This is a genomic window from Massilia cellulosiltytica, from assembly GCF_047325105.1.
GTDB classification, from domain to species: domain Bacteria; phylum Pseudomonadota; class Gammaproteobacteria; order Burkholderiales; family Burkholderiaceae_D; genus Telluria; species Telluria orientalis.
In genome coordinates, this window is record NZ_CP168562.1 from 1,842,141 (window position 1) to 1,854,037 (window position 11,897).

Sequence of the window (11,897 nt, forward strand, 5' to 3'; positions counted from 1 at the left end):
ATGACTTACAGCAAAATTATCGGTACCGGCAGCTATCTGCCCGCGAAGCGTGTCACCAACGACGACCTCGCGGCGCAGCTCGCCACCAAGGGCATCGAAACGTCGGACGAATGGATCGTGACCCGCAGCGGCATTTCCGCCCGCCACTACGCCGCGCCCGACGAAAACGCCTCGGACCTGGCCGTGAACGCGGCGCGCAAGGCGCTCGAAGCGTCCGGCCTCGAAGCGGAGCAGATCGACCTGATCATCGTCGCCACCTCGACGCCGGATTATTTCGGCAGCTTCCCGAGCACGGCCTGCATCGTCCAGAACAAGCTGGGCATGCGCAACAACAGCGCCGCGTTCGACATGGGCGCCGTGTGCTCGGGCTTCGTCTACGCGATGGCGACGGCCGATGCCTTCATCAAGGCCGGCAACGCGAAGAACGTGCTCGTGATCGGCACGGAAGTGTTCTCGCGCATCCTCGACTTCGATGACCGCAGCACCTGCGTGCTGTTCGGCGACGGCGCCGGCGCCGTCGTGCTGGCCGCGTCCGAGGAACCGGGTGTGCTGGCCGTCAAGCTGCATGCCGACGGCAGCCACGGCGGCATCCTGTGCGGCCCCGCGAACCCGTCGAACCAGGCCTCGAACCAGAAATTCCTGTACATGGATGGCCCGGCCGTCTTCAAGCTGGCCGTCTCCGTGCTGGAAAAGGTCGCCAACGAAGCGCTGGCGCATGCGCAGATGCCGGCTGGCGACATCGACTGGCTGATCCCGCACCAGGCCAACCTGCGCATCATGACGGGCACTGCGAAGAAACTGGGGCTCCCGGCCGACAAGATGGTCGTGACCGTCCACGAACACGGCAACACGTCGGCCGCGTCGATCCCGCTGGCACTCGATGTCGCGATGCGCGACGGCCGCATCAAGCCGGGCCACAACGTCATGATGGAAGGCGTCGGCGGCGGCTTTACCTGGGGTGCCGTGCTGGCGCGCATGTAATAACAAGACAAAAACACCCAAAGAGGAATCGATGAGCAAATTCGCATTTCTGTTTACCGGCCAGGGCGCGCAAGCCGTCGGCATGCTGAACGGCTTCGCCGGCAACGCGGTCGTCGCACAGACCGTCGCCGAAGCGTCCGCAGCATTGGGCCAGGACCTCGGCAAACTGATCGCCGAAGGTCCGAAGGAAGACCTGGACCTGACCACGAACACGCAGCCCGTGATGCTGACGGCCGCCGTCGCCGTCTATCGCGCGTGGATCGCGGCGGGCGGCCCGAAACCGGCCGTCGTCGCGGGCCACAGCCTCGGCGAGTACTCGGCGCTGGTGGCTGCCGGCGTGATCGACTTCAAGGATGCCGTGCCGCTCGTACGCTTCCGTGCACAGTCGATGCAGGATGCGGTCCCGGTCGGGCAGGGCGGCATGGCCGTCATCCTCGGCCTTGCGGCCGACGACGTCCGCGCGGTCTGCGCAGAAGCGGCGCAGGGCGAGGTCGTGGAAGCCGTGAATTTCAACGAGCCGACGCAGATCGTGATCGCCGGCCACACGGCTGCCGTCGAGCGCGCGTGCGACATCGCCAAGGCCAAGGGCGCCAAGCGCGCCATGAAGCTGGCCGTGTCGGCGCCGTTCCACTCGTCGCTGCTGAAGCCGGCGTCGGACCGCCTGCGCGACTACATGGCGAACCTGAACTTTGGCGCGCCGCAGATCGACTTGATCAACAACGTCGACGTGGCTATCCTGAGCGATCCCGCCGCCATCAAGGACGCGCTGGTGCGCCAGGCGGCCGGTCCCGTGCGCTGGGTCGAGACCATGCAGAAGATGGCCGCGGACGGCGTGACGCAAGTCATCGAATGCGCGCCGAGCAAGACCCTGATCGGCATGGCCAAACGGATCGATCCGGTGCTGGTGGGCGAGGCCCTCGTCGACCAGGCATCGCTGGAGCGTGTGCTCGCCGCCGTCCAGGGCTGAGCGCCGCCGCATCCCCCCGTTAGAGAAAAAGAGGACTCAATGAACCTGCAAAACCAAGTCGCCCTCGTCACCGGTGCCTCGCGCGGCATCGGCAAGGCCATCGCACTCGAACTGGCCCGCCAGGGCGCCAAGGTCGTCGGCACCGCCACGACGGCAGCCGGCGCGGAAGCCATCGGCGCCTACCTCGCCGAGTTCGGCGGCAAGGGCGTCGTGCTGAACGTCACCGACGCCGCCCAGTGCGCGGCCGTCATCGACGACGTCACCAAGAACGTCGGCACGATCGGCATCCTCGTCAACAATGCCGGCATCACCCAGGACCAACTGGCGATGCGCATGAAGGACGAAGAGTGGGACAACGTGATCGCCACCAACCTGACGGCCGTCGGCCGCCTGTCGCGCGCCGTGCTGCGCGGGATGATGAAGGCGAAGCAGGGGCGTATCATCAACATCACGTCCGTCGTGGGCGCGGCCGGCAATCCGGGCCAGATGAATTACGCGGCGGCGAAGGCCGGCGTGGCCGGCATGACCCGCGCGCTGGCGCGCGAGATCGGCAGCCGCAACATCACCGTCAACTGCGTGGCGCCGGGCTTCATCGACACCGACATGACGAAGGCCCTGGGCGAAGGCCAGCACGAAGCGCTGCTGACGCAGATCCCGCTGGGCCGCCTGGGCGCGCCGGAAGACATCGCGTACGCGGTCGCCTTCCTGGCGGGGCCGCAGGCTGCCTACATCACGGGCACGGAACTGCACGTGAACGGCGGCATGTACATGAACTGATGGGCATCCTTTAATTAGAGATCTCGGCAGTTCGCAGTAGTTTCGACCGTTTTAGCGTCAGACGCTGAAAATAGTTTTTCAACGCGCAAACCCTGATAAAATGCGCGCACTTTCCGCAACACATACCTAATGGAGCCATAACATGTCGGATATCGAACAACGCGTTAAAAAAATCGTCGCTGAGCAACTGGGCGTTGCCGAAGCAGACATCAAAATCGATTCCTCGTTCGTTGACGACCTCGGCGCTGACTCGCTGGACACCGTGGAACTGGTGATGGCCCTGGAAGACGAATTCGAAATGGAAATCCCGGACGAGCAGGCCGAGAAGATCACGACCGTTCGCCAGGCTATCGAGTACGCACAGGCTCACGTCAAGGCCTAAGCTTTCAGGATTTCAGGAGAAGCGCTTGAGTTCACGCAACCGTCGTGTCGTAGTGACCGGCCTGGGTTGCATCTCTCCGATCGGCAACACCATTGCCGACGCGTGGGAGGCAGCACTGGCGGGCAAGTCGGGTATTGCCAACATCACCAAGTTCGACGCAACGCCATTCTCGACCCGCTTTGCGGGCGAGGTGAAGAACTTTAACGTCGAGGATTACCTGCCGGGCAAGGAAGGCCGTCATATGGATACGTTCATCCATTTCGGCATGGCCGCCGGCATCCAGGCGTTACAGGATTCGGGCATTGTCGTCACCGACGACAATCGCGATCGTATCGGCGTGCTCGTGGGTTCCGGCATCGGCGGTCTGCCGATGATCGAAGACACGAAGGCGGAGTACGACAGCCGCGGCCCGCGCCGCATTTCGCCGTTCTTCGTCCCGGCGTCGATCATCAACATGATCTCGGGCGACTTGTCGATCAAGTTCGGCCTGCGTGGTCCGAACCTGGCCATCGTGACCGCCTGCACGACCGGCCTGCATTGCATCGGCCAGGCGGCGCGCCTGATCGAGTACGGCGACGCCGACGTGATGATCGCCGGCGGTGCGGAATCGACCGTGTCGCCGCTGGGCCTGGGCGGTTTCGCCTCGGCACGCGCGCTGTCGTCGCGCAATGACGATCCGGCCACGGCCTCGCGTCCGTGGGACCGCGACCGCGACGGCTTCGTGCTGGGCGAGGGCGCGGGCGTGATGGTGCTCGAAGAGTACGAACACGCCAAGGCGCGCGGCGCGAAGATCTATGCGGAAGTCGTCGGCTTCGGCATGAGCGCGGACGCGAACCACATCACGGCACCGCTCGAGGACGGCAGCGGCGCATCGCGCTGCATGGTCGCCGCGATGCAGTACGCGGGCATCAACCCGGACCAGGTGCAGTACGTGAACGCGCACGGCACGTCGACCCCAGTGGGCGACGTGGCGGAAGTGAAGGGCATCAAGCGCACCTTCGGCGACCATGCGAACAAGCTGGTCGTCAACTCCACCAAGTCGATGACGGGCCACCTGCTGGGTGGCGCGGGCGGCCTGGAGTCGGTGTTCACCGTGCTCGCGATTCACAACCAGGTCTCGCCGCCGACGATCAACATCTTCAACCAGGATCCGGAATGCGACCTGGACTTCTGCGCCAACACGGCACGGGACATGAAGATCGATTACGCGGTGAAAAACTCCTTCGGTTTCGGCGGTACCAACGGTACGCTGGTCTTCGCCAAGATCTAACGATCCCGCAATAGCCGAACTTTCGGACGCCCATTCCTGTCCAAGGAATGGGCGTTTGTCATTTCTGACCTCTTCGGATTCTAACTGGAAACACCCATGTCGATCGCGGTGTCCGCGCTCGTCAGGCCGTCGCGCATCCAGCGGTTCGTATGGGGTGGCTGGGGCCTGGCCCTTCTCGCGTCCGCGCTGGCCATCGGGCTGGCGGCGCCCGGGCATGTCCGGCTCGCGCCTCTCGTCGCGGCGGCGCTGGCGGCCGCGGGCAGCGCCGTGCTGGGCGCGGCGCTCCTTCCTTCAAAGACGCACCGGATTGATATTTCTGGAACCGGCGCATTGCGCGTAACGGTACAACAGGACGTGGGCTCGCCGCCGGAGGGCAATGCGGTCCTGCTGCCCGGATCGGTCGTCTGGCCGATGCTGATGGTGTTGCGGCACGCCGCGCCGGGCACCGGGCCACGCGTCCTGTGCGTGTGGCGCGACAGCGTCGACGCCGCGGTGTGGCGCGCGCTGGCAGTCGCGCTGGCAGTGGTCGGCCGGCGCGGACATGCAAACGAAGGATGCGAAGACACGACGAACTCATTGCAGCGGACCAACTCTTAAGGAAACGTGCTCACCGTTTCCGTATAACAGGGACGCCGCCGCAGCCAACGGGGCATTGCAGTGACGACCGAACGCGAATGTGATCAACTGCTGGTTGAGCGCGTCCAGGCGGGCGATCGCCGGGCGTTCGACCTGCTGGTGGCGAAATACCAGCGTCGCCTGATGCGGCTCGTGTCGCGCCTCGTGCACGATCCGGCCGAGGCGGAAGACGTGGTGCAGGAAACCTTTATCAAGGCATTCCGTGCACTGCGCCATTTCCGCGGCGATTCCGCGTTTTATACATGGCTATATCGAATAGGAATTAATACGGCAAAGAATTTCCTCGTCACGCAAGGCAGGCGGGCGCCGACCTCGACGGAAGCCGATGCCGAACGTGCGGAAGGATTTGACGACGCAGATAGCTTGCGAGACATTAATACACCGGAATCAATGTTGGCCAGCAAGCAGATCGCCTATACCGTGAATGCGGCCATGGAAGCCTTGCCGCTCGAATTGAGGACGGCGATCGTCCTGCGCGAAATAGAAGGTTTAAGCTACGAGGAAATCTCCGAAGTGATGGCGTGTCCAATCGGGACGGTGCGGAGCCGGATTTTCCGGGCGCGCGAAGTCATCGCCGAGAAATTGCGGCCCTTGCTCGATATCTCGGCGGACAAACGTCGGTAGGTAGCGATATGAAGACAAAGTTTTACGTACCGGCGTAATGGCTATGGACACGAACAAGAAAAATCGTGAACTCATCTCGGCGCTCTCCGACGGCGAGATCCCGGATGTCGACCAGGAACTGGCGCTCGCCGCCCTCGACACCCCGGAGGGCCGGCAGGCCTGGGCGCTTTTCCACCAGATCGGCGACGTCCTGCGCGCCGATCCCGCGACTGACCTGTCGCCTGGTTTCACGGAACGCATGGCGGCCCGCCTCGCGGCCGAGCCGCTGCCGGGCAAGCGCGCGGCCGTCGCCGCCGACGCCGCCGGCCACGCGACCGTCGCCGCCGACCCTACCTGAGCCGCCCGGCTCGTCACGCGGCACCGCCTGATGCCGGCGCGGGCCGCGCCGTCCGTTCGCCACGGCGGTGCCAACGCGACAACAATGCACTTTTGTCTTACCATACGAACCATCCAAGCACAGACCTTACCGAACCTATGACAAGCAAAACTGGAAGCGCGATCCTGTCCGCCCTCGTCTTTGCGGGCGCGAGTCTGATGTCCCTCCCGGCGGCCCATGCGGCCGCTCCCGTTGCCGCCCCGACCGTCACCGGCTTGCCCGATTTTGCCGACCTCGTCGACAAGGTCGGCCCGGCCGTCGTCAACATCCGCACTACCGAACGCGTCCGCCTCGACCAGGGCGGTCCCGACGAAGAGATGCAGGAATTCCTGCGCCGCTTCTTCGGCGGCCAGATGGTGCCGCGCGGACGCCGCGGCGGGCCCGCGGAACAGCCGCAGGAAGAACGGGTGCAGCGGGGCGTCGGCTCCGGCTTCATCATCTCGGACGACGGGTATGTGCTGACCAATGCGCACGTCGTGGAAGGCGCGGACGAGGTCGTCGTGACCTTGACCGACCGCCGCGAATTCAAGGCCAAGGTGCTGGGCTCGGACGCCCGCAGCGACGTGGCCCTGCTGAAAGTGGACGCGCGCAACCTGCCGAACGTGCGCATCGGCGATTCCAGCAAGATCCGCGTGGGCGAGTGGGTGATCGCCATCGGTTCGCCGTTCAACCTGGAGAACACGGTGACCGCCGGCATCATCTCGGCCAAGGCGCGTGACACGGGCGAATACCTGCCGCTGATCCAGAGCGACGTGGCCGTCAACCCCGGCAACTCGGGCGGCCCGCTGATCAACATGCGCGGCGAGGTCATCGGCATCAACTCGCAGATCGCCACGCTGTCCGGCGCCTATAACGGCATCTCGTTTGCCGTGCCGATCGACGAGGTGATGCGCGTCTCCGAGCAGATCCGCAAGACGGGCAAGGTGACGCGCGGGCGCCTCGGCGTGCAGATCAGCGAGGTCACGACGGACGTCGCGGAATCGCTCGGCCTGGGCCGCGCGCGCGGCGCCGAGGTCGCGATGGTCGAGCCGGGCGGGCCGGCGGACAAGGCCGGCCTGAAGGTCGGCGACATCATCCTGAAATTCAACGGCAAGGACATCGAACGCAGCTCCGACCTGCCGCGCCTCGTGGGCGGCAGCGCCGTCGGCAGCCGCGCCACCGTCACCGTGTGGCGCCGCGGCAGCCAGATCGACCTGCCGGTGACCATCGTCGAACTGCAGGAAGAAAAATCTCCGACGGCCAAGGCGACGCCCAAGAAACCGGCGCCGGACCAGGCGCCGAACGCGCTGGGCCTGCACGTCTCGGACCTCACCGCCGCCCAGAAGCGCGAACTCAAGACGGAGGCCGGTGTGCTGGTCGAGTTCTCCGAAGGGCGCGCCGCGTCGGCCGGCATCCGCCAGGGCGACGTGATCCTGCAGATGAACAATGTCGAGATCACGGGCGCGGCCCAGTTCAACGGGCTCGTCGCCAAGGTCGACGCGAAGAAACCGGTCGCGCTGCTTGTGCGTAGGGACAATGTCTCGCGCTACCTCGTCATTCGCCCGCGCCAATGAGTACACGCCTTACGCCGCATTTCACCCTGTACTCGCGCTCGTACTGCCACCTGTGCGAGGACATGCTCGCCGCGCTGCAGGCGTTCATGGCCCGCCAGGGGCAGGCGTACACGGTGGACGTGGTTGACGTGGATGCCGACCCGGTCCTCGTCGCCCGCTACGACGAACTGGTGCCGGTGCTCGCCGCGGAGCCGGCCGGCACCGAGCTGTGCCATTACTTCCTCGACGAGGGCGCGCTGCGGCGTCACCTCGGCCTGGAGCAGGCGGAAGTTCAGTGATTCGGGCAATAACCATGGCTTTTACATCTTGCTCGATGGATCGGATGCGAGCCGACCTGCGATAATCGGCTGCATCGATTCCTGGATGATGCATATGGCTGACGGCCCCGACGCTACGCTCGACCCCGCGGACTGGACGCAACTCCGCGCCCTCGGGCACCAGATCCTGGACGACATGTTCGACCACCTGGAGGGCATTCGCGCGCGGCCCGTCTGGCAGCAGATGCCGGACGCCGCGCGAGACAGCCTGCGCGCCCCGCTGCCGCGCGCGCCGGGCTCGCTGGCGGATGCGTACCGCCGCCTGCAGGACAACGTCATCCCCTACACCGTCGGCAACCCGCATCCCGGCTTCATGGGCTGGGTGCATGGCGCCGGCACGCCGGTGGGCATCGTCGCCGAGATGATCGCGGGGGCGCTGAACGCGAACGTCGGCGGCCGCAACCAGGCGCCCGTCGAGGTGGAGCGCCAGGTGTCGCAGTGGATGGCGGCGCTGTTCGGCTTTCCCGCTACTGCCCGCGGCGTGTTCGTCACGGGCACGTCGATCGCCAACTTCATGGGCGTCGTCGTCGCGCGCACGCAGGCGCTCGGGCGCGACGTGCGCGCGCACGGGCTCGCGGCGCATGCGGGCCTGCGCGCGTACGCGTCGGCGGAAGCGCACGGCTGCATCGCGAAGGCCATGGACATGGCGGGCTTCGGCAGCGCTGCGCTGCGCACCGTGCGCGTGGATGCCGCCGGCCGCATGGACATGCAGGATCTCGCCGCGCAGGTCGATGCGGATCGCCGCAACGGGTTGCGGCCATTCCTCGTCGTCGCCAGCGCCGGCACGGTGAACACGGGCGCCATCGATCCGCTCGCGACGCTGGCGGATTTCACGCGCGCGCAGGGCATATGGCTGCACGTCGACGGCGCGTACGGGGCGCTGGGGATGCTGGCGCCGGACGTGGCGCCGCTGCTCGACGGCATCGCGCGTGCGGACTCGCTCGCCTTCGATTTTCACAAGTGGGGCCAGGTGCCGTACGACGCCGGCTATTTTCTCGCGCGCGACGGTGCGCACATGCTCGACGCGTTCGCCGCACCGGCCGCGTACCTGCAGCGCGCCAGCACGGGGCTGGCCGCCGGGACCGCGTGGCCGTGCGACTTGGGGCCCGACCTGTCACGGGGCTTCCGGGCGCTGAAGACGTGGCTCACGTTCCAGGTCTACGGCGCCGACGCCATCGGCCGCTCGATCTCGGCCACGTGCGCGCTGGCCCGCTACCTCGCCGAGCGCGTCGCGGCCGAGCCGTCGCTGGAGCTGGTGGCGCCCGTCACGTTGAACATCGTCTGCTTCCGCTACGTCTGCGCGGATCCCGAACGTGTGAATCGCGAGATCGTGCTCGCGCTGTACGACGAAGGCCGCGTGGCGCCATCCGCGACGACGCTGGACGGCCGCTACGCGATCCGCGCCGCCATCGTCAACCACCGCACGTGCCGCGCCGACATCGACGCGCTCGTCGAAGCCGTGCTGCACGCCGGCCGCCGCCTGTCATGATCACGACCGAACTCCTGGCCGCCGCCGCCACGCCGTACGCCCCGCTGATCGGCGCCGCGGCCCTGATGCGCTGCGCGTTTTACCGGGCCGACCTGCGTCCGGTCGGCGAACGCCTGCTGGCGCGTGCCCAGGCGCATCCCGATGATGCGAACGCGTGGCTGGATGCCAGCTTCGTCCTGCAATTGCTGGGGCAGCGCGCAGCGGGCCTGGACGTGCAACACCACGCGCTGGCCATCCGGTCGCTGTACGCGCTGCCGGCGCCGGCCCGCACGCCCACCTTGAACCTGCTCGTGCTGATGGGGCCCGGCGACTTCATGGCCAATACGCCCGTCGAATTCCTGTTGCAGACCTCAAGCATCGCCGCGACCGTGCAATACGTGACGACCGATTTGCCGCTGCCGGAGGAAGTGCCCGATCACGATGTGCTGTTCGTGGCGATTGCGCAATCGGACGCCAACGCGCCGCTGCTGCGCGACGTGGCGCGGATGCTCGACGGCTGGCCGCGTCCCGTCATCAACCGCCCGGAGCAGATCGCCCACCTGTCGCGCGACGGCGTCTGCGCGGCGCTCGACGGCGCGGCCGGTACGCTGGTGCCGCGGACGATGCGCCTGGACCGCGCGAGGGCTATGCAACTAACCGACGATGCGTTCCCGCTGATCGTGCGGCCAGTGGATTCGCACGCGGGCACGGATCTGCAAAAGGTGGACGACGGCACGGCGCTGCACGCCTATCTCGCCACGCATCCTGCGAGCGAGTTCTACCTCGCGCCGTTCGTCGATTATTCCGGCCCGGACGGCCAGTTCCGCAAATACCGCATTGTGCTCATCGACGGCACGCCATTCATCTGCCATCTGGCGATCTCGTCGCATTGGATGGTGCATTACCTGAATGCGGGCATGGACGACAGCGCCGCCAAGCGGGCGGAGGAGGCGGCCGGGATGGCCGCGTTCGACGACGGGTTCGCGCGCCGGCACGCGGCGGCGCTGGCGGAGATCGACTCGCGCATGGGCTTGCCTTACCTGGGCATCGATTGCGCGGAAACGCGCGATGGCCGGCTGCTCATCTTCGAAGTGGACAACGCCATGGTCGTGCATGCGATGGACGATCCGGGCAGGTATCCGTACAAGGGGCCGGTGATGGAGCTCGTGTTCGGGGCGTTCGAAAAGATGCTGCACCGGGTGATAAGCGCGGCCTCGAATTAGCCGTCATCCCCGCGCAGGCGCACTGCTGTCCGAAATAATTTTTACCGTCGAAAATAGGCCCGCCATAGAGAAAAACCGTCGTTCCCGGCATTGCCGGAAACGACTTCCCGCGAAAGCGGGAACCCATGCTGACTGCTCGACGTCGACTCTTTGTAGCCAACGAGGTGGAAATGAAGAACGTAGTCAGCATACTCAGTATGGATTCCCGCTTGCGCGGGAACGACGAGGCTATTTCTGGCGGTTTTTCAAAACAATATTCCGGACACTAGTGCGCGCAGGCGAGGATCCAAGTCTTACGCGTTGCGGCAGATCCAGATTGGGCCCCGCCTTCGCGGGGGCGACCGTTTTTCATGCAGCGACAAACTTTTTTTCATCGTTGGCGACGACCGCCGTCTCACCGAGCAATTCCCGCATGAACGCCCGCTTCGCTTCGCTGCGCGGACTCGCCCAGAAACGCTCGAGCGTCGCCTGCGGCACCCCGTCGTAATCGACGCGCAACGCGTACGGCCGCCCCAGCAGTTCGCTGTGCACATAGCTCGCAAAGCATTCCGCGAAATCGTCATACGGATTCGTCGCGCCGTACAGGCTGGGAAAATCGCTGCCCTCGAGACCGGCATACGCGGTCACGATGGCGTCGCTGTGCAGCTTGTTGGTGCCGTAGAAATCGACGGCGCCGCGCAGGTCGAAATCGGAGCCGCTCCACGGCACGAAGCGCCCGGCGGCGTTCATATGCCAGCTCAGGTCGAGGAAGGGGAAGAATGCGGCCGGCGCCGGTTCCCACCAGCGCGGCAGGAACGATCCGCCCGCCGTCACGACGTGGCCGAATTCGTGCAGCAGCAGGAATTGCAGCGCGTGCGCGCGGGTGTCGTCCTGCGGGGCGGCGATCGTCGCGGCGAGCGAGAAACCGGGGCCGCCGAACGGCAGGTTTTCCTTCCACGTGGCCCAGGAATTGGCCGTATGCGTTTCCAGCAGATCCATGTCGAGCAGCACGACGCAGCCGAGGATGCGGCCGTCGACGGCATCCGCCACGATGTCCGTGATCCCCGACGACCCGAGGCCGCGGCCCGTGCACACGCCCAGCAGCAGCGGGCCCACGAGGTCGCGCACGGCGGCCGGCATGCCCGCCAGCGCGGCGCGCAGGTCGGCCTGCAGGGCGGTATCCGGCACGCACGGGGCGGGCACGGCGTCCAGTCCGCTGGCCATGTTCACCTGGTGCACGATGTTGCGCACTTCATCGGGCAGGGGCAGGATGCGTTGCTCGATGGGCAAGGAAAGCTGCGTGCGCCATTGCTGCGGTTCGGACGTGTAGATCATGGTGGCAAA

General features: G+C 66.1%; 13 protein-coding genes. 12 read left to right on the plus strand and 1 reads right to left on the minus strand.

Features of this window, described 5'->3' with window-relative positions; all coding sequences use genetic code 11:
- From ACEN9H_RS08265 to ACEN9H_RS08320, 12 genes are all read left to right on the plus strand, one after another.
- On the plus strand, positions 1-981 hold the full coding sequence (locus ACEN9H_RS08265) for a beta-ketoacyl-ACP synthase III (RefSeq protein WP_056330663.1): 981 nt from the start codon (positions 1-3) through the stop codon (positions 979-981).
- Positions 982-1,012: 31 nt separating this feature from the next.
- Complete coding sequence (gene fabD, locus ACEN9H_RS08270; protein WP_413674360.1) at positions 1,013-1,948, plus strand: ACP S-malonyltransferase; 936 nt, start codon at positions 1,013-1,015, stop codon at positions 1,946-1,948.
- A 39-nt stretch (positions 1,949-1,987) separates the two neighbouring features.
- A complete protein-coding gene (gene fabG, locus ACEN9H_RS08275) occupies positions 1,988-2,725 on the plus strand; it encodes a 3-oxoacyl-ACP reductase FabG (RefSeq protein WP_056137290.1) in 738 nt (245 codons plus the stop codon).
- 142 nt (positions 2,726-2,867) lie between these two features.
- Positions 2,868-3,107, plus strand: a complete 240-nt coding sequence (gene acpP / locus ACEN9H_RS08280) for an acyl carrier protein (protein WP_036168404.1) — start codon at positions 2,868-2,870, stop codon at positions 3,105-3,107.
- Between the two features lie 25 nt (positions 3,108-3,132).
- Positions 3,133-4,377, plus strand: coding sequence for a beta-ketoacyl-ACP synthase II (fabF, locus tag ACEN9H_RS08285; RefSeq protein WP_056137292.1), 1,245 nt, complete (start codon positions 3,133-3,135; stop codon positions 4,375-4,377).
- 96 nt (positions 4,378-4,473) lie between these two features.
- Positions 4,474-4,974 carry a hypothetical protein gene (locus ACEN9H_RS08290; RefSeq protein ID WP_056137294.1) on the plus strand — a complete coding sequence of 167 codons (501 nt, stop codon included), beginning with the start codon at positions 4,474-4,476 and terminating at the stop codon, positions 4,972-4,974.
- Positions 4,975-5,034: 60 nt separating this feature from the next.
- Positions 5,035-5,637 carry an RNA polymerase sigma factor RpoE gene (gene rpoE, locus ACEN9H_RS08295; protein ID WP_056137296.1) on the plus strand — a complete coding sequence of 201 codons (603 nt, stop codon included), beginning with the start codon at positions 5,035-5,037 and terminating at the stop codon, positions 5,635-5,637.
- Between the two features lie 37 nt (positions 5,638-5,674).
- Positions 5,675-5,974, plus strand: coding sequence for a sigma-E factor negative regulatory protein (locus tag ACEN9H_RS08300; RefSeq protein WP_413674361.1), 300 nt, complete (start codon positions 5,675-5,677; stop codon positions 5,972-5,974).
- Positions 5,975-6,111: 137 nt separating this feature from the next.
- Positions 6,112-7,566 (plus strand): DegQ family serine endoprotease, encoded by a 1,455-nt coding sequence (locus ACEN9H_RS08305; protein ID WP_413674362.1) that lies wholly within the window; start codon positions 6,112-6,114, stop codon positions 7,564-7,566.
- Positions 7,563-7,844: a glutaredoxin family protein gene (locus ACEN9H_RS08310; protein ID WP_413674363.1), complete on the plus strand. Its 282-nt coding sequence runs from the start codon at positions 7,563-7,565 to the stop codon at positions 7,842-7,844. The genes ACEN9H_RS08305 and ACEN9H_RS08310 overlap by 4 nt, the downstream gene beginning before the upstream one ends.
- 94 nt (positions 7,845-7,938) lie before the next feature.
- The gene (locus ACEN9H_RS08315; RefSeq protein ID WP_413674364.1) at positions 7,939-9,372 is read left to right on the plus strand and encodes a pyridoxal phosphate-dependent decarboxylase family protein; all 1,434 of its coding nucleotides are present in this window, start codon (positions 7,939-7,941) and stop codon (positions 9,370-9,372) included.
- The gene (locus ACEN9H_RS08320; protein ID WP_413674365.1) at positions 9,369-10,574 is read left to right on the plus strand and encodes an ATP-grasp domain-containing protein; all 1,206 of its coding nucleotides are present in this window, start codon (positions 9,369-9,371) and stop codon (positions 10,572-10,574) included. The genes ACEN9H_RS08315 and ACEN9H_RS08320 overlap by 4 nt, the downstream gene beginning before the upstream one ends.
- Before the next feature lie 348 nt (positions 10,575-10,922).
- Here ACEN9H_RS08320 and ACEN9H_RS08325 read toward each other — a convergent pair whose 3' ends face one another.
- Positions 10,923-11,888: a hypothetical protein gene (locus ACEN9H_RS08325; protein ID WP_413674366.1), complete on the minus strand. Its 966-nt coding sequence runs from the start codon at positions 11,886-11,888 to the stop codon at positions 10,923-10,925.
- Positions 11,889-11,897 lie beyond the last annotated feature (9 nt).

What these genes read in the sequence shown, in the direction of transcription:
- ACEN9H_RS08310 (WP_413674363.1), top strand. Translation starts at nt 7,563, where the DNA reads ATGAGTACACGCCTTACGCCGCATTTCACCCTGTACTCGCGCTCGTAC.
- ACEN9H_RS08300 (WP_413674361.1), top strand. Translation starts at nt 5,675, where the DNA reads ATGGCTATGGACACGAACAAGAAAAATCGTGAACTCATCTCGGCGCTC.
- ACEN9H_RS08290 (WP_056137294.1), top strand. Translation starts at nt 4,474, where the DNA reads ATGTCGATCGCGGTGTCCGCGCTCGTCAGGCCGTCGCGCATCCAGCGG.
- ACEN9H_RS08305 (WP_413674362.1), top strand. Translation starts at nt 6,112, where the DNA reads ATGACAAGCAAAACTGGAAGCGCGATCCTGTCCGCCCTCGTCTTTGCG.
- ACEN9H_RS08315 (WP_413674364.1), top strand. Translation starts at nt 7,939, where the DNA reads ATGGCTGACGGCCCCGACGCTACGCTCGACCCCGCGGACTGGACGCAA.
- ACEN9H_RS08325 (WP_413674366.1), bottom strand. Translation starts at nt 11,888, where the DNA reads ATGATCTACACGTCCGAACCGCAGCAATGGCGCACGCAGCTTTCCTTG.
- ACEN9H_RS08265 (WP_056330663.1), top strand. Translation starts at nt 1, where the DNA reads ATGACTTACAGCAAAATTATCGGTACCGGCAGCTATCTGCCCGCGAAG.
- acpP (WP_036168404.1), top strand. Translation starts at nt 2,868, where the DNA reads ATGTCGGATATCGAACAACGCGTTAAAAAAATCGTCGCTGAGCAACTG.
- fabG (WP_056137290.1), top strand. Translation starts at nt 1,988, where the DNA reads ATGAACCTGCAAAACCAAGTCGCCCTCGTCACCGGTGCCTCGCGCGGC.
- ACEN9H_RS08320 (WP_413674365.1), top strand. Translation starts at nt 9,369, where the DNA reads ATGATCACGACCGAACTCCTGGCCGCCGCCGCCACGCCGTACGCCCCG.
- fabD (WP_413674360.1), top strand. Translation starts at nt 1,013, where the DNA reads ATGAGCAAATTCGCATTTCTGTTTACCGGCCAGGGCGCGCAAGCCGTC.